The organism is Paenibacillus sp. FSL K6-0276 (assembly GCF_037977235.1).
Lineage (GTDB): Bacteria > Bacillota > Bacilli > Paenibacillales > Paenibacillaceae > Paenibacillus_AQ.
Window position 1 is genome coordinate 3,921,926 of record NZ_CP150276.1, and the last position, 18,977, is coordinate 3,940,902.

Below are 18,977 nucleotides of genomic sequence, written 5' to 3' on the forward strand. Positions count from 1 at the left end.
TTGTACCTAACGGAACTTTCTTTTTTCTTATCCGCTTCTTACAAAAATCTTAAGAACTGTTCGACTGCAACAAGGAACATATTGAACCCCATTAAGTCTTTCATAACGTCTACTTATATTTGACGCTATACACCGGAATTTCTCTGCGCGTATATCAAATTTTTCTACAACTATTTTCATTCGGATCTACATTTTGGGTATCCATTTAAAAAAATCCCTTTCCATTTGGACATAAGCTTCTCCAGACCACATTGCGGCCCCACGCGACTTCAAAGTAAAAAGGTAACTTCAAATGAAGTTACCTTTAATAAACCATCGTTATGATATCATTTCATCGTTTTTTGTTTATTGACCACAAATTTACTGGCTGTTTAACTCACCTGCCTCCTCATGATGAATTAGACATGCCGCTAGCAACCCAATGCACAGAATACATGCCAATAGAAGAAACGTAATTAAATAACTTGCATTATTCATCAATTGAAGCGAGATAATCGGACCGAAGCTTGTGCCTGTAAACAATACAAAAGTATATACGGATACAGCTATCCCGCGCATCTTGCCGCCCACTTGCCCAACAAGCGAAACAAGTGAAGGAACGGCTAGTGCGATCCCCCCCACAAAAAGGATGCTCATCACAATAAGAAGTGGCAGATTAGAAATCATCCCCATAGACGCCAAACCAATAATCGCTAGCAACAATCCACCGCGAAGCGTTATACCTACGCCGACACGCTTGGATATTCTTCCCGCGAATGGAGAAACGAGCATGCCTAATATGCCGATAAAACGGACAGAAAGAATTTCTTGCTTGCTTAGCTCATATGGAGCTGTACTTAGATAGTTACCCAGCACTGTATACATGCTTACAAAAGACATAAGCAGAACGAATGCCACTAGATAACATAACACCAATTGTTTTTGAACAAACACTTTGCCAATTTGCTTAATAGGCTCCCAGATATTAGCGTGTGCCTGCTGGATACCTCCTTTGGGAAGGAAGAAGAACACTAATAAGGCGGTCACCGCATAAACAACGGCAAGAATATAAAAAACAGCGTTCCAGCCATAATGCTCACTAAGCATACTACTAACCACTTGACCAACAATACCTGCAATCAGAAATCCTGTACTGATAAAACCAATGGTAGTTACCCGTTTTTCCGCTGGATACATCTCAACCGCATAGGCAAGTGCTACTGGAGAGAAGGTTGCTGCTGCTGCTCCCTGTAGTCCTCTTAAAGATAAAATCCATGCAAAGCTGTGAACGGTTCCCAGAATTAATGAGATCAATGCCAGGAAAAGGAGCCCTGCAAATATAACAGTCTTCCGTCCGTATTTATCGGACAGCGCGCCATAGATTAAGCAACCAATGGCAAAGCCTATCGAAAAAGTACTTCCCGCAGCGGCAGCATTCGTCGTGGAAATTTCAAAAAGCTGTGCAAACAATGTAATTAGCGGAATCGTTACGTATAGACTGGACATGACAACAAGGCCGGTCCAGCAAAGAATAATGGTCATAAGCGTATAATTTCTAGTTGTACCCGTAGCATTGATTGGATTGTTCATATTACACCTCAATTATAAAATTTGTTCGAAGTTAGATTTCGTTGGAAATTGCATCTCATATAGTTCCTTGTATCGCCCATTTCGCCGGAGTAGGTTTTCATGATTTCCCAACTCCACAATCTGTCCATGCTCCAATACAACAATTTGATCGGCATTTTGAATCGTGGAAAGACGATGGGCGATAACCAGACAAGTTCGACCTGGAAGAAGCACAGATAACGCATGCTGAATATGTTGTTCAGATTCCGTATCCAGAGCAGCCGTAGCTTCGTCCAAAATAAGAATGCGAGGATTGGTCAAGAAAGCTCTGGCTATTGACAATCTTTGCTTTTGTCCTCCGGAAAGCTTGACCCCTCTTTCCCCGATGGGCGTATCATAGCCCATTGGAAAGGCTGAAATAAATTCGTGGGCGTTTGCGGCATGGGCAGCCGCTTTGATCTCATCTTCTGTGGCCTGAGGTTTACCGTACGCAATATTTTCACGTATCGTGCCATTGAGGAGAATTACGTCCTGAGATACGATCCCCATCTGCTGACGAAGCGACTTCACCGTCACTTCCGTTAACGGATAACTGTCAATATAAATGTCTCCTCGCTGAACGTCGTACAAACGGGCAATCAAATAAGCAATCGTTGACTTTCCTGATCCTGACGAACCAACCAAAGCCGTAGTTTGGTTACATGGAATCCGCAATTGGAAGTTTTGTAGAATGGGATGTCCTTCTTCATATGCAAATTCAACATCATCAAACACAATTTGTCCTTTTACTGGCGGTAGAACAATCGCTCCTTCCTTATCGTAAACCTCTGGAACGGTTGCTAAGACTTCTTGAATGCGCTCGAATGCTGCTGCCGATTGCTGAACTTTGGTAATCATTCTGCTAAAGGAGCGGATGGGCGCTTGCAACAAACGCAAGTAAGCTAAGTAAGCTACGATATCACCAACGGACATATTCCCATGCATAACCTGCCACGCTCCGAACAGGAGCACCGACGTCATACCTACATAATTCAGCCAATCGATAATTGGCGAGAAAGTTCCCGATAACCTTGAAGCAAAGACTGTGGCTATCCGATGCTGTTCGCTCAATGCCTTGAACTGCTTAGCTTCCGCATCTTCACTTGCAAAAGACTTGATCATCCGTATGCCTGACAACGTATCTTGAAGTGAGTTGTTTAACTGAGCTGATATGTGACGTACCGCTCTATAGGCACTCTTAATGCGTAGGCTGAAATATCGTGATGTTATAAATAAGAAAGGCAGGGTAATAAGTGTAATTAATGCTAGTTGCCAGTCCGTATATAATAAGTACCCCACGATCGCAGCGAAGGTTATGACATCCGCTATGATGGACAGGCTATCGGCTGAAACCAGTTCTTGTAGTTGATTTACATCACTCGTTAACCTTGCCATAAGATCCCCGGTCCGATTACGATCAAAAAATTTCAAATCCAAACTTAATGTGTGTTTGTGCAATTTGTTTCGCAACTGGAAAATTGCCTTCTGACTAACAATTGTCATTACATAACTGCTACTGAAGTTAAATATCCCCAGCAGCAATGCAGCTAGCAGGATAAGACCTCCCGTTTCTAGTAGCGCGTAATACCTTTTTTCAGGGATGATCTGGTCTATGATCTCTTTAGTTAACTGGGGGATCATAAATTCAAGAATAGAAATGGCTATCACTGTGACGGCACCAAGCATAAGCAAGACCCATTGCGTCCTTGTGTGCAAGAACATCTCCTTAAACATGATGCGCAGCGATATAAAATGCTGTTCACGACTCTGCTGCTGGTCCCCGGAATGCTGAGTTTGTTTCATTTTGCATCACATACCTTCATGTTGTAATATCCATCACGGTTATCAAATCAGATCATATCCATCTCTGATCTCATGTAATTAGATTATCTAACTATATGACCAAAAAAATTATCTACCCGATCCAAGTCGTTTTTCTAAGCTTGCATTTAGTTTAACCAACACTTTTTGGAACACCGCTTGCTCCTCTTTATCTAATTCATCAACAAGGGATGCGCAAGTAGACCAGAACGTAGGCAATATTTGATTCACAAGCGTACTGCCTTCAGCGCTAATACGAACATGAGTCATGCGACCATCCTTGGCATACGGTTCACGAACAATCAAATTTTTTTTCTCCAGCCATATTAACAAGGCCGTTACGGACGATCGACGAATCCCCAATCGGTCTGCTATGGATGAAGGTGTAACCAACTCCTGATCTGCGTGAAGGGATAATAGGAGTAATAGATCCAGCTTGCTCTCCGTGATGTCAAAAGCAGCTAAATCAATATCCACCATGTCTAAAACGTTATCTCCCAGCCAGAGCATAATTAGTCCCAGATGCGCTGAATTTAGATTGGTATCGGATGAGGATGTACGCTCCATCAACTTCAAATAAGGTGATGTTCCAAGTCTCGGTAATTGTTGCTCGGTCGTATATTCCTTGGCAGGCTTTCTTTTCAATTTGCATACCTCCTTACTCCTATAGTTAGATTATCTAATTACATTGAATATAACTGATTTCTTTTATTTTTGCAAACCAAATTAAGAAACAAAGGTAACCCTAGAGGCAGAGTTACCTAACATCATGTATTCGAGAAATGTACAGAATTCCGAAAAACTAATTCTTGAATAATCTGGATCGGATTCTTCAAGGTCGAAACAAGTCTTCGCATAATTACTAACTCTTTCGTATAACCCGGGACATTCATACTCTTTCATGCAACTATTTCACCTAACGTTCCCGTTTTCACGACGTCCGACGTAGTCGGATGTGTCCAGATACTCCTACTTCCCCGAAATCCCTCTGCCGGATCGAGGGCGTATGCCCAACGCGTGAATATAATGTTATATGAGGGTCAGGTCGTCTTTGAAATGCTAACGAATATTTACTATTTTATTTATTTCTACTAAATTTAAAGAGTAATGGAATTATTCCATCATCAGGTTTACCTAATAAAAATCCAAATTTATTAATGTTATTTACAAACAACCTACCGTTACACCTGTACCGATACCAGCCCCAATACTTAGCAAATACTTTTTTTGATTTTTCAATTCTTTTCTTCGAAGTAGTAGCTCATTTATATGTTGTGAATTATTATTTTGACAATATACAACAGCTTCACTCTGATAAAAGTCGAATATTTCATCAAACTTAGCATTAATTTTCTCTTTGATTCCCATGTATTAAAGCACTCATTCCTAAATTATTTGCTTTCCTGACTTTCATATAACGTTTCCGCATTCACGAACCCTCATCACCTTAAGGGAGCGTAGCGACCGGCCGCGACTGCGGTTAGGTGATGCAGGGTTGTCTGTCTGACTCCACTTCCTCGAAAATGCATCGGGCAGACCAAGGATTGCTTGCGATCCGTAGCGTGAATGTGTTGTTAGGTGATGTTGAAGCCCTCTTTGAACACTACCAATGATTTACTTCTTTCTCCAAAGACTTGCCCACAAAAAGGGCACCCCAAATATCTCATCACTTTCATTACATGTTGTCATGCTTCTGAATTCTACTATTTCAAAATAATCTTCTAATAGTTCGTGTAATTTCTCTTTGCTGTAAGCTTGTCCGCCTTTCATACTTTTCTCACGATATACTTCCCAATCACTTATTTCTAGCGCTCCTCCAATTTCAGTAAACCCTGGAGCAAAGCATGTTAATCCAAAATATCCTCCGGTTTTTAGTGCATTATGAATCATTTGAATGTACCCAATCCGTCTATGTGGCCATAGATGATGTAAACAACCAGAATCATATACCAAATCATATTGTTGATCCTTTATATTAAGTTCAAATACGGACTTGCATTCAAAATTTATTGAAATATTCTTCTCTCTGGCACGTTCCTTCGCCCAATCAATAGCTTCTTCCGATATGTCAACTGCATCCACCTCGTATCCTTTAAGTGATGCATATATTGCGTTTCTTCCTGGCCCACATCCCAATTCCAGCATTCTACCAGCATGTAAGATCCCCGATTCAAAATATGATACGAGATTCTCATCTGGATAGTTCACAAAAAAGGGACTTTCTTCGTTCTATCGCTATAAAACTTGTTCCAAAAAGGAGCGGGCTCTCTCATTAACGAATCTATCATGTTAAAAAGATCATCTATGTTTTTTATGGTTTCACCTGACATCTTTGACACCTCCCTAGTAATCATTATTTACTATGCTTCAATTTCACCTAACGTAATATTCACGAAGTTCGCCAATCTACAGAATACAATTATATAAACGATCAAATCAGGATTCTAATTGTACCTATAGATTATACTATAAAATGGAAAAATATGACGAACGGAATTCTTTCACTTCCAAACAAAAAGCCTCCGCCAATTCCACTGGCGAAAACATCTTAAAATTGATTCACACGAACATCCCATCAATGACAGGTACGTGTGTATTACCAACGTCAGATTCTTGTAAGTTGGCGCAAAACTGACCCTAAAAACTGCGATTCCCCTCATTTAAAGGGGTTATATGCAAGTACAACATTGAAATGAAGTCCAAACATCACGATTCACCCTGTGGCTGATATCGGAACATACAGGCATGAGAAAGCTGCTGTTATTCGGTATGCTGATCCACGGTTTTGATTGGATCGTCGGCCTATTGTGTCATGCCTAGTATCCGAGCATGCTGATCGCGCGTTTTTTCCAGGGAGTCGATGCTTCGGTAATTCCATATGATCGGCCACGAAAAAAACACGACCTAATCCGTCGTGTTCATAATCGTGTTAGGTGGAGCGGTCTCACTATTCACCAACCTATTTTTCATGATAAACAGGTGATTGTATTAAGCTAGTTGTGAAGGTTTTGTCGACTTTCTCATGAATCCATATAAAATGTTTAGCACAGGCGATAAGAACCCTAAGGAAATTAAAATCGGAATTTGGGGAGATGTAAGGAACACCTTGTGAATAAAGAAGAATGTGTACCAATCAATTTTTGATACACATTCCTTTTATTTCTATTCGTTCATTTCAATCATATAGATTTTCTCGAGCTTCTCTTGCATCGCCTCTTCAATCTTAGCCGCATACTCTTCAAAAACTTGCGCATCATGTGCGTATGGAGATAAGGCACAAGCGCGAAGAATCGTTACTTTGCCAGCACGATCCCATTCTGCCCTGCTGAACCCAAGGTTCTGTACGAAATCCAGTGGACTATCTCCATAATCTGGAATAGCAAAATCCGTATGGGATGTAAGGAATTCGTTGTTGTACAAATCGCCTTTTACATATGAGGCATATTCAAAGAAGTCATGGTTCAACTTGTTCATTTTTTCCAAATCGGTATTACCTTCTTCATTAAAAACGTAATCAACCATATTAAAGTCTGGCTTTGTCAACGGGTGGATCTTAATCACCTTTCCATTAACATTGAATTTTCTGTCCTTCAGGAAGTTGTAGAAGCGGTATGCTCCCTCGATGCTTGCGCCCATTAGCTTGCCGTAGCCAGTTATGTTGAGTGGCAATACATGGTGAGCGGTCCATACACTTGCAGCGGTTGCACCTGCTTTAGAACCTTCGAGAATATAAGCACCGAGCAACGCCGGAATGTCTGCATCTTTCTCGAATACATAAGTTGCAAAGTATGAAATCGCATCGCGCATTCTGCTATCTTTAATAACAATTGCACCTGCAGAGTAAGGAATATAGCCCATTTTGTGAGGATCAATAGTAATCGTCTCCACTTGGCTCATTGCTTTGAAGGCATTGTATACTTCTTCAGTTAGCCATTCATTTTTCAAGCTCATATCCGTGAAAATGTTATGTTTTTTGTACATTTCATCAATTTTGTCAAACGCAATAAATTCATCATTTTGATCCAAGAAGATGGCACGAGCATAACCTCCATATGCAGCATCTACATGGATATAATAGTAAATTCCTTCCTTTTCTAATTTCTCTCGAAGCGCAACAATTTTATGGATATTGTCAATTTGACCTTCCTCAGTACTACCCACTACCCCAACCACTCCCAGAATCGGAATGTTCTCTGCTGCTAATTTGCGAATGCTTGCTTCCAGCTTATCGATATCCATATGGTAGCTGCTATCTACATCAATTGCTTCTACACAATCAAGTCCGATCCCAATAATGTCAGCTGCTTTTAGCCAAGAGTAATGTTTAGTTTGCGGGATGAGCCATTTCCCTAATTTTTCAAGGTACCGGCCGCTACGTGCAGATTTTGCTTTTACGTCATCAAGTTTGTCCGGAATTTGCTCCATAATGTCCAGAATTTCATTGGTAGACATATTCAGCAGTTCCCATTCTGATTTACCTTCTACATATTCAGGTGCTATTTCTTTAATCGCAAGCGGCAAGGACTTCATGTTACGTGCATACCAGAGTCCTTCCAAGTTTGCGATGGAACCATCAGCACAGATGTGTCCCCAGCTTTCCCCTTCCTTGTAACTCATCATGCTGCATAATTGATGTCCAACTTCTTCTTCCATTTGTGATGTACCCGGGGACGATTCATAAGCAACATTGTTACCATTCCAGAGCATAGCAGCGGTATAGGCAATAATCGCAGGCATCAATGTTTCCGAGTTCATATGACCCCAGAAGCGGCCAGCTGTATGCCATGGCAGAGATTCCGTGCGAAGCTTGGAGGACAATTCGTTGAACACGCTGCGCATATGGTTTGCTGTATCCTGGAAGCTTTCCGAGGTTTTATCATAAGGTGTAATAACCGGCAAATCTTGTGGCTGATAGTTCTGGCGCCAACCAACGTGCTCATCGACAACTTTTAGCAATATTTCTTTGAAAAGATCGACGTTTTCCCCTTTATCCCCAAGGAATAGTGCTTTTAAGTTGATTTCTGGCATTTCATAATTCATGTATTTTCCTCCTATTCATGTGTATCAATGACAATGCTGATGAATTCAATTTATTTCTCTTTTTTCCAGCTTGGTCTCTTTACTTTATAGATGACAAGAGCAATACCTACCATCACAATCGTCGTTACAACTTGAAAAATGATGTAGCCTGTGTGTTGACTTGGGCTCAGAATAGAGGGCGGAATCAAGCTGACTACAAGTGTAATAGCTACACTTAGCAGAGACAACAATGCTACAAACCACATAAGACCATTACCTTTGTTGCCTAGACGGAACGGTCTTTCCACTCGAGGCATCTTATAGCGTAAGCGGATGGCAGAAATGGAAATCAGTAAATATACGATACAATATAAGATGGTTGTTGTAATCGTAATGATCAGGAATGCACTATTGACGTCCGGTACAACAATGTATAGTACAGATACGAGTGAGATAACGATCGCTTGAATCATAACGAATGTAATCGGAATATTCTTAGACGTTCTCTTCTGGAAGAACGGCGGCAAGTTACCTTCCTCAGCCACTTTAATCATTGATTTACTTGGTCCAAGCACCCATGCACTCAGTTGAACAAGTACACCGATTAGAATCATTGCAGAAATAATGTTGACGAAAATCGATGGAACCCCTAAATTATTACAGAAGATCATATAGGGCTGTGTGATGTTTGCCAATTCCATTTTGCCTTTCGGCACAGCATTAGATACCGTCATTCCAGCAACAAGATTGAAAATGACGAGCAAAATAACGGATGCGATAACGGCAATCGGATAATTCCGTTTCGGATTTTCAATATTGTTCGCATGAACGGAAGAAATTTCAACACCGGCGAAAATGAAGATAATCCCAGATAAGTAAGCCAAGCTTCCCAGATCTCCTAGATTCGGCAGCAGATCGCTTGCCTTGAAGTTGCCCAGATAGCTGTCCGGCTGAATTCCATTTTTGAATAGATAAATAACGCCTAAAATAACAAGAAAGACGAATGGGATATATACCCCAATGATGGCTCCCCAGTTACCTGCAATTTTGACCATATCGAACTTCAAGTTCAATAAGGTAACGCCCCAGTAAGATATGAGAATGACTACAAATATAAAGTAGTTATTGGATGACAACTTAGGAGCGTTAATCACGTATCCAAATAGTACACCTACCGTTGATGCTACCATGACCATCCCGAAAAACATTTGTACCCATAACAGCCATGAAGTAACGAATCCCCACTTTTCACCTAATCCATTTTTGACCCATACTTGTGGACCGCCCTCTTGGGGAAATGCCGTGGACAGTTCAGCAGACATTAATGCAATGGGAAGTGCGAACAAGATCGCTGCAACCAGCATGTAGAAAATCTGTGTCCAACCCGTAATGGCAAGTGTCGGTACACTACGGACAGTACCAAAAAAAGCCATTGTAATACCGATTAACCCGAACAGTGTCAATTTTTTTGAATTAGCCATAATCCCTACCCTTCCTTCTATGACAACAATGATTTAATCAATTTTGCTCCCAGACAATGACGTTTATCGTTTTCAACATACCTCTAGAATGTCTTGCAAATGATGATTTTATTCTGTTCTTTGAAAAAATAAGGGAAGGTAAATTTGGCAAAAAATAAAAACAAAAAAAGAACCGGTTTTGGCCATTTACGGCAACAAAACCAGTTCTAATGCGACATTCTATGTGATTTATACCAGCTTTACAAGGTTGTAGTTCTTTTTGCCTTTGCGAATAATAATGAATCGTCCATCAAAGGAGTTTCCCAATGAAACATCCATATTTATATCTGTAATTTTGTCGCCATTCATCGTGATGGCGCCATTCGTAATATCTTCACGTGCTTGACGCTTGGATGGCTCAATACCTAAATCAACCAGCCAGTCGATAATATTTTTTGTTTCCTTGGAGGCATGGAATGTAGGCATATCTTTGAAGCCTTGCTCAATTTCATCTGCTGTCAACGATTTAATATCCCCACTGAATAATGCTTCTGTAATTTTTCGTGCTTGATTTAAGGCTTCCTCACTGTGAACGAACTTCGTCATTTCTTCTGCCAATTTAAGCTGAGCTTCACGTTTGTGAGGTTCTGTCTGTACCTTCACTTCCAGTTCATCGATTTGTTCTTTCTTCAAGAAGGTAAAGAATTTCAAGTATCTAATAACGTCACGATCATCTGTATTCGCCCAAAACTGGTAAAATTCGAATGGAGTCGTTTTGTTTGGATCGAGCCAGATGGCGCCGCCTGCTGTTTTACCGAACTTCGTACCGTCCGCTTTCAACATCAACGGAATGGTCAAACCGAATGCTTTCGCTTCTGGGCCTTCTTTTTTACGAATCAAATCAAGTCCACTTGTAATGTTGCCCCATTGGTCTGCACCGCCAATTTGCAGTTGGACATCTTCTTCTTTGAACAAGTGATGGAAGTCCATAGACTGAAGAATCTGGTATGAGAACTCGGTAAAGGAAATCCCCGTATCGAGTCGACTCGCTACGATATCTTTGGCCAGCATCGTATTGACGCTGAAGTTCTTTCCGTAGTCACGCAAGAAATCCAATATCGTTAAGTTATGTGTCCAATCGTAGTTGTTCACCATGCGTAGTCCCGTGTCGCCTTCGTTAACGAACAGTTTCTTCATTTGCGCTGTCAGCGCATCTACGTTCTGCTGTACTTGATCCATGGTTTGCAGCGTACGTTCTGTTGTCCGACCGCTTGGATCACCAATTGTACCAGTTGCTCCGCCAATCAAGATTACGGGGCGATGGCCAGCAAGCTGGAATCGCTTCATCATCATAAAGGGAATCAAGTGGCCAATATGCATACTGTCACCGGTAGGGTCAACACCACAGTATAGCGATATCGACTTCTCACTTGTAATTTTGTGCAAACCTTCTGCATCTGTCTGTTGATTAATGGCACCGCGCCATTCCAGCTCATCTACAATGTTCAACATTTCGCTTCAGCTCCTAAATGTATAAGTTAATTTTTATGCACATGTACCTTTTAGAAAAAACAAAAAATCGTCTCCTAGTCTATTTTAGACATAGGGACGATTAATTAACCGTGTTACCACCCAAATTGCATTAACAGTGCTGCAGCCACTATTAATACCACTTTCGGCAATGATATCGATTGCCAGTCCGCTTAGCGTTACCTAAGATACTCCAGAGTGTAATTCGCAATGTTGTGTGTACCAGGTCTCATCAACCCCTGGCTTTCTGTAGAACAGGGACAATATTGCTACTGCGCTCTTTCATCGTGTTATTCAATATTAGATTACTGACAATAATAGTCCAAGAGAAATTGTTTGTCAAACACTAAATTTATCAGGAAGATAGTTTTACTCTGTTCCGCAACCTCAGTAAAAGCTTGGTCTTGGTCCTTCTCTGAATAAGGAAGGTTTGTCCATCATTCCAAACTATCCAATTCGACAACATCTCCGTTAGAGGCCTTCACGGCATACTTACAATCTAACATACCGCATAATACATACTTCTTCTGCACAAGATCATACACATAGCCTGGTGTTAATTCGAGCCAACTCTTGAGTTTGTCAAAGGCTTCGTCATGACTCACAGAAATTTCCTCTTCGATCTGGAACTCATCAAACGTATTGAGCAGCGGTTTATTATCCATATAATTGATAACCTTATAACTCTGCGCATGGATGAACAGGAGGAGCTTACGCTGAAAAGCAAGATTACTTGGCGCCTTCAGCCTCAATGTCGCTTGAATATATCCTCTTTCCCGATGCAACGTCTTCAGTATCCATTGTCCGGAATCATCTGGATAGAGCTGGCTTAAACCAGCTTCAACTGCGGCTATACATTTGGCTTGTTCTACGTCTGTGATTGAAAATGAGTCCGGATGCGGCTCAAGATCTATTGCCTGTTCGATTGTAACTCCCTCTTGCAGACGCATCTCCGTCCTTTCGAACGATTCCGTGTTCACTTGTTCCCAAACCATCACTTGATCAATATTCAGTCGCATTCCTGCACCTGATTTATTCTCAAATGGGATTGTCGCTGTTCCATCATTCGTGATGTAGATTTCCTCTATTCCATAGAAAGGCAAGAGCCGCTGCTTCTCATATAACGGATAATCTATAAGCTGCATTTGCTTTCTCGCAAGTGGCTCTACGTCTTTAAGCGTGAGAGAATAGTTCTCTTCTTGCACAATAGAGCTAGAAGGAAACTGACCATATACACTGTAAAAAGTGAGCCTACCTTCCGGATCGAAGCGGAGCTCCATCCGCCCAGCGGGGGAGACTGGTATGCCGTCTATACATTCGGAAAAATGATAATCTCCAATCTCTTCCTTCACTAGGTGGAACTGTTTACCATACACGATCCCTGCTTCAGATTCCATCCACTGGATGACGCTGTTTAATTCAATATTTTGGAATGGTGTCCCATTCGCATAAGATTTCCCGCCAACAAAAATCACACTTTTATAGTTGCGAGATTGCAGGTCAATCGTGATGACTGCAGTTCCTTCCGGATTGTAATCTTCCTTCCATTCCTTAATATGAGAAGGAAACCATTCCATACTAAACAGATAGTCAGTCTCTCCTAGCATTGAACTTCGCGATAAATTTCATGTGTGTGTAAATAGTAATTGTCCAATCCATATTTTTGCTGTGTGACATCAAGCAGTTCTTTGATTCGAATATCCATATCAGTGCACCCCGTAAAATTGATGGCTACATCATACCATTACTTAGTGCTGATTATAAAATGTTGCAGACAAAGGGAATCATTTGTAGCCCATGGGACAGCAAAAAAGACACTAACAAAAGTTAGTGTCCCTTACAGTAAACCTACGACAACGCCAACATCGCGTTCATATCTTCCTCGGCAGTGGTAATCAGCTTCAATCCAAAAAGCTCTACTAACACATCCAGCACACCATCCGAGATGAACTCAGGCGGCTTCGGTCCGATACGAATGTCCTGAATGCCAAGACTGAACAAGCCCAGCAGAATGGCTACTGCTTTTTGCTCAAACCAAGACAGCACGATACTGACAGGTAGCTCGTTCACCGTACAGTCAAATGCTTCAGCCAGAGCCAAAGCAATCTTCACCGTAGAACCAGAATTATTGCATTGCCCAAGGTCAATATAACGCGGAATGCCTGTGTCTCCAACGGTGCCATAATCTACGTCATTAAAGCGGAATTTCCCGCAAGAAGTGGTTAAAATGACGGTATCGTTTGGTAAGGAAGTCGCCAACTCACGGTAGTAATTCCCACCTTTACCTGGCGCGTCACAGCCTGCAATGACGAAGAATCTGCGGATGTGGCCGTCTTTAACAGCCTGAATGATCTCCGGTGCCAGCCCGATTACTGTTTCATGATGGTATCCTGTCGTAAGTACCAAATCTGACTCTACATCAGCTGCAGGTAATGACAACGCACGGTTAATAAGTGGGGAGAAATCATCGTTCGTGATTTTCGCTACATCTTCCAGCCCCGCCACTTCATAAGAGAAGAAGCGGTCTGCGTAAGTGCCTTTAATCGGCATCACACAGTTTGTGGTAGCAAGTATCGCACCGGGAAACTGCTCGAACAGTCTGCGTTGATCGTACCACGCTTTGCCGATGTTGCCTTTCAAATGCTTATACTTCTTGAGCGCCGGATAGCCATGGGCAGGTAACATTTCCGAATGGGTATAAATATTGATGCCCGTTCCTTCCGTCTGCTGCAGCAATTCCTCCAGTGCATACAAATTATGCCCTGTCACCACAATACATTGACCTTCTATTTTATTCTGGCTAACTGTGATTGGTTGCGGAATCCCAAAGCGATCCGTATGAGCACGACCCAGCAGATCCATGACGCGAACCGCCGCATCTCCGACCTTCATCGCCATCTCCAAATGCTCCTGCGTATTAAAGTTGGAATTGGTCAAGGTCATATACAAGGCTTCATGGGTGATACGATCCACCTCGGGATCGCTATAACCTAGCTGCCGAGCATGTGTCGCATAAGCTGCAATTCCTTTTAAGGCAAAAATCATCGTGTCCTGCAAACTCGCAATGGTTTCATTTTTGCCACATACTCCAACAACGGTGCAACCGCCAGTCGGTGTCTGTTCACACTGGTAACAAAACATATCGTTATCCTCCATATCTAGATAATCTTTCGTTACTCACAACGTAACAGAACACCAAACCTTGAGTTGTGATTACACACACATTTTTTTATATCAAGTTGATTTAACTAACGATCAAGCCAACCGCCACAGCAGGAATGCGGCAAAAACCATAGTGGTCGCCCAATTTCCCCATAACAGGGAGAAGCGCCGTAATCAATAGTAGATACCCCGTTGTGATCCATAATCCTTTTGCAAGTTCAGTCTGAAAATGATTTATAAAAAAAGGAAGCGATACAATCATAATTCCGGCTGTAAAATGGGAAATAAAAGCCCCCATACAAATAGCCACCATCATGCCCATCCGCTGCCTGCGCGTGCCTGTTAAATCTGTATTTTTTGCTACAATCATGCTAATCTCGTCCCCACTCAAATTGTATAAGAATTACTAACAATTATAAGTAGATCCCTTGCAAGGAAATCCCATAAAGAGGGGATTGAGATATATCCTCTATCTCAACTCGCAGATTTCAGTTTCTTCTTCTCTTGAATCCAACCCACCAACAATAGTACCAGTGGAAATATGAATAAAATCGGAATCTGGACATAGAACCGAACGATACGTAGTCCTGTGTAGATAAATTCTACGTAATTGCTTGCCATCGCAAGTGAACAGATGAACATAACCGTACTCATTGGGATAATTAATTTGCGATAGGATGGAAATCCGAACAATGTTGCTGCACCTATTAACGTCGCATACAAAAAGAGGCTGACCCGAAAAAAACCTCCTACAATGGCCGTGACGAGAAACAATGCATCCAAGCGTTCCAGAAAAGCCCTCCCCTCAACCAACTGCGATGTTGTCAGCAAAGGATATTGTGTTCTTGTAAATAAATCCACACCGAGGACGGACACATTTATCATCATTATAAACGCGATAAAACATCCACTAATCAATAAACCTGTAATCACTGTTTTCTTCAGTTTTCGCGGCTTATCCACATAGGGAAACAACATCAAGAACACAATAACCTCACCAAAGGGAAATACAACGGTCCCTGGAATCGAATCCTTCAGCACGGTTAACCATCCCTCTTCCAGCACGGGTCTTAAATTTTGAACATCTACGTTCCCAGACGTAAGTATCAAGGTTAGACCGGTAGTAGAAACAAGAAATAACACAGCAAAAAAAAGCTCCGCAGTCCTTGATAACACCTCGATTCCTTTTCCAATTACATACATAACCGCGACTAGCATCACAGCAATGATAACAAGAAAGGGTGTCTGTACAAAAACGAAGGATACAGCCATTGAGGCAAAATCACGGATTACAAAACTCGCATTAAACAGAAAGTAGACAACATATAACAAAGCAATAACACGGCCCACGACGGGCCCTAATATTTTTTTTGCATATTCCGTGAGCGGAAGATCCGGATAAAATAAAGACAATCGATGATAGATTAGAAATAAGCATATTCCCCCGAGCATCCCGATTATTGCGGTAATCCATGCATCTTGTTTTGCTTCCGCTCCAAATCCGGAAATAATCGCGCTCACGGTTTCAAAAATCAACACAAGGATAAGCAATTGACGGGTGCTGATCTTTGCTTTTTCCAAAGTCATCTCTCCTCTCTTGCGAAGAATTCATCCGCTTTTTTCGATACTTTCCAGTATTGTTCTATTACGCAAGCCAGTATTACGCACATAAGCTTCCACTTTCACTTTTACTTCAATCGTGGGAAAGGTCACATCATTCCAATCCCTGTTCAACGTTCTCCAGGGCTTAGGATGATCACGATGTACTACTTCTCCGAATCCGAAAATGTCCGACTTTTGCTGTTGCATTAATTTAATTGTGGCTAGCGCTTCATCGTGAATAGCTTGTGTGTAAAGGCGTTCAATTTGCAAGAACACCTTCGGATTAGTTAGATCAATTGCCACATCAACTTCTCCAATATTCGCATCCACACCAATCTTCACTTCAATGTTTGGTTTACCAGATTTATCAATACTTGAATGAAACGTTGATTTTGTCCGTATATTCTCGATCCCTATGGTATGTGGCTGACCGTTCCAATCCATGGTTAACAATGTCGAACGAACTCTACCAAGAACCCATAAGAATCCACGGCCCTCATTACCGTCTAACCATTTAATTAACTTGCCATCTTTAAAAGTAGCAATTCCATTAGCCATAATTTTATCTTCTTTATTTGTAGGATCGAGTTGAACGCCAGTTATGGTCGCTTCTTTACCAGATGAGACAATAGCTTGAACCACTTGGTATATTTTCTCATCAATATTTTCACCCCATGCTTTCTCCGTATCGGATACCATTTTCTTAATTTTAATGGCGGGTGAATTATCGATACTTGTTGGTTGTTTAATAATTTCTTCTCCCGTCGTCCCCCTCGCGATAACCATTGTAGCGGAAGGGCGAAATTCACTATCTCGCTCAATGCCGTCAAAAATTTTCTTAATCCCTTGTGTTGTGGCTAATTCTTCGCCTACTAAGAGAACAACCGCATGACCATAATGCAATCGCCGAGAAACTTTTTTAGAAAGAACGCGAGTTGCTTCAAATACATTATTACCTTCTGCTGAATATGTTGTTGGAGGTAAGGGCGTTGGACTGCTTCCCCCTTGTGTACTTGAAGCATTTGCTGGATTAACGATCTGAACCGTAACACGAATGTCTTTTTTTTCTCCTTTATCAACCGCTATCGCAACAACAAAACCAATATCCGTTAGCTCTCGACTATCCCAACAACCTGTAAGCAAAAAGATCATAACGATCGACAACCAGAGTCCTGCCATTCTATGCATCATCTTGATCACCCACTTGCTCTGTTGTAGGACGCTTCATCAATTTGGGAACCAAATGTCTCATCCAAATCGGCAAATGAGCTCGAACCTGATTATTACTAACATGCTTCACAGGACTGTATGGAGCCATATAGGGTACACCAAATGAACGTAAACTGCACATATGAGCAATGATCATTATCAGGGTAAGAATCATCCCAAAGAAACCGAACGTTGCTGCACTGATCATTAGGAGAAAACGTAACAATCTCGCCGATACTGCGATTGAGAAAACAGGCGTCGCCAGACTTGAGATAGCAGTAAGTGAAACGACAATAACCATTGCTGCTGACACTAATCCTGCTTGCACAGCTGCTTGCCCAATGACAAGTGCTCCCACGATAGATACAGCAGATCCTATCGTTTTGGGCATACGGACACCCGCTTCACGCAAAATCTCAAAAATAATCTCCATTAATAACGCCTCAACAAACGCTGTAAATGGTGTTGCTTCTAGCTGTGAAACAAGCGATATCACTAACTCCGTCGGTATCATTTCTTGGTGGAAGGTTGTTGCTGCAATGTAAAAGGAAGGTCCGACCATCGAAATGATAAACAATATGATTCGAAGCAACCGCAACGCGATACTAATGTCATACCGGTGATACGAATCTTCTGTAATTTGAAAGAATTGATTAAAAACGGCTGGGATGATTAATATAAATGGAGTCCCATCCACCAAAATTGCAATTTTACCTTCCAAGAGATTAGCAGCGACGGTATCTGGACGTTCTGTAGGTAAGATCGTTGGAAAAGGGGTGAAATTCTGATCTTCAATCATTTTCTCAATATATCCCGATTCCAGAATGCCATCCAATTTGATCTTACGGAGACGTCGCTTCGCCTCATCAACAATGCCTTCATCTGCGATCCCATTTATGTACATGATACCTATCCTAGTATGTGTAACTTGTCCTATTGTCATCGATTCCAGCCATAAATTAGGATTTCGTATGCGACGCCGAACCATCGATATATTCGTTGTTAAGCTTTCAACAAAACCTTCACGAGATCCCCTGATTGAATTATCCGTACCAGGCTCCTCTATGGAGCGAACTTCACCGCCTGATGTTGCAATCGCTAGGGCTTCATCCGATCCATCAATCAACAGGATGGTCTGCCCCAACAGCAGAGCATCATAAAGTTCATCCCACTTCAATAGAGTCTTCAGACCACCGATAGGAACAATTTTATCTGTGATCACTTGGATCAGATCATTTAATGTTCTTTGTATACTACTCAGCATGACGTTCATCAAGACTTCCATAACAAATTGATTAATGGTTATATTATTAACGATACCATCCACATAAATAATTGCTGCTTGAAGCTCCTCATTCGAACCTATCGTAAATTCGCGAATGATTATATCTCCACTATTCCCTGTCTTTTTGCGAATCTGCTCTAAATTGACTCTTAATTCTGTTGAATCAATCGGAATTGAAGGGACCGTCCATTGTGGATTGCTTTCAGTACTTTTACTACTCTCATTGCCATCCTTTGCCATTCCCTTCACCTTTCTCTCCATTATTTGCTGATTATTAAGTGATTATTCTACCCATTAACAGC

The 18,977-nt window shown here is 41.5% G+C and carries 12 protein-coding genes, 2 pseudogenes and 1 other annotated feature; all 14 genes and pseudogenes read right to left on the reverse strand.

The window, feature by feature from the left end:
* Nucleotides 1-360 precede the first annotated feature (360 nt).
* Complete coding sequence (locus MHH52_RS18515) at nt 361-1,569, reverse strand: MFS transporter (RefSeq protein WP_340003945.1); 1,209 nt, start codon at nt 1,567-1,569, stop codon at nt 361-363.
* A 12-nt stretch (nt 1,570-1,581) separates the two neighbouring features.
* Complete coding sequence (locus MHH52_RS18520) at nt 1,582-3,390, reverse strand: ABC transporter ATP-binding protein (protein WP_340003946.1); 1,809 nt, start codon at nt 3,388-3,390, stop codon at nt 1,582-1,584.
* A 108-nt stretch (nt 3,391-3,498) separates the two neighbouring features.
* The gene (locus MHH52_RS18525) at nt 3,499-4,053 is read right to left on the reverse strand and encodes a MarR family transcriptional regulator (protein ID WP_340003947.1); all 555 of its coding nucleotides are present in this window, start codon (nt 4,051-4,053) and stop codon (nt 3,499-3,501) included.
* Between the two features lie 519 nt (nt 4,054-4,572).
* Nucleotides 4,573-4,776, reverse strand: a complete 204-nt coding sequence (locus MHH52_RS18530) for a hypothetical protein (RefSeq protein WP_340003948.1) — start codon at nt 4,774-4,776, stop codon at nt 4,573-4,575.
* A 246-nt stretch (nt 4,777-5,022) separates the two neighbouring features.
* Nucleotides 5,023-5,738, reverse strand: a pseudogene (locus tag MHH52_RS18535) (class I SAM-dependent methyltransferase).
* Nucleotides 5,739-6,570: 832 nt separating this feature from the next.
* Nucleotides 6,571-8,448 (reverse strand): tyrosine decarboxylase, encoded by a 1,878-nt coding sequence (gene tdc, locus MHH52_RS18540; RefSeq protein WP_340003949.1) that lies wholly within the window; start codon nt 8,446-8,448, stop codon nt 6,571-6,573.
* Nucleotides 8,449-8,498: 50 nt separating this feature from the next.
* Nucleotides 8,499-9,908, reverse strand: coding sequence for a tyrosine-tyramine antiporter (tyrP, locus tag MHH52_RS18545; RefSeq protein ID WP_340003950.1), 1,410 nt, complete (start codon nt 9,906-9,908; stop codon nt 8,499-8,501).
* Between the two features lie 228 nt (nt 9,909-10,136).
* The gene (gene tyrS, locus MHH52_RS18550; protein WP_340009731.1) at nt 10,137-11,396 is read right to left on the reverse strand and encodes a tyrosine--tRNA ligase; all 1,260 of its coding nucleotides are present in this window, start codon (nt 11,394-11,396) and stop codon (nt 10,137-10,139) included.
* Nucleotides 11,397-11,488: 92 nt separating this feature from the next.
* Nucleotides 11,489-11,712: a binding site (T-box leader), on the reverse strand.
* Between the two features lie 142 nt (nt 11,713-11,854).
* Nucleotides 11,855-12,994, reverse strand: a complete 1,140-nt coding sequence (locus MHH52_RS18555) for a hypothetical protein (RefSeq protein WP_340003951.1) — start codon at nt 12,992-12,994, stop codon at nt 11,855-11,857.
* A gap of 271 nt (nt 12,995-13,265) precedes the next feature.
* A complete protein-coding gene (gene hcp, locus MHH52_RS18560) occupies nt 13,266-14,558 on the reverse strand; it encodes a hydroxylamine reductase (protein ID WP_340003952.1) in 1,293 nt (430 codons plus the stop codon).
* A 148-nt stretch (nt 14,559-14,706) separates the two neighbouring features.
* Nucleotides 14,707-14,895: pseudogene (locus tag MHH52_RS18565) on the reverse strand (MFS transporter); the annotation flags it as partial.
* Nucleotides 14,896-15,053: 158 nt separating this feature from the next.
* Nucleotides 15,054-16,160, reverse strand: a complete 1,107-nt coding sequence (locus MHH52_RS18570; RefSeq protein ID WP_340003953.1) for an endospore germination permease — start codon at nt 16,158-16,160, stop codon at nt 15,054-15,056.
* A 27-nt stretch (nt 16,161-16,187) separates the two neighbouring features.
* Entirely contained in the window at nt 16,188-17,372 is a 1,185-nt protein-coding gene (locus MHH52_RS18575) for a Ger(x)C family spore germination protein (RefSeq protein WP_340003954.1), read from the reverse strand.
* Nucleotides 17,362-18,915, reverse strand: a complete 1,554-nt coding sequence (locus MHH52_RS18580; RefSeq protein ID WP_340009732.1) for a spore germination protein — start codon at nt 18,913-18,915, stop codon at nt 17,362-17,364. Before MHH52_RS18580 ends, MHH52_RS18575 begins: the two co-directional genes overlap by 11 nt.
* Between the last annotated feature and the right edge of the window lie 62 nt (nt 18,916-18,977).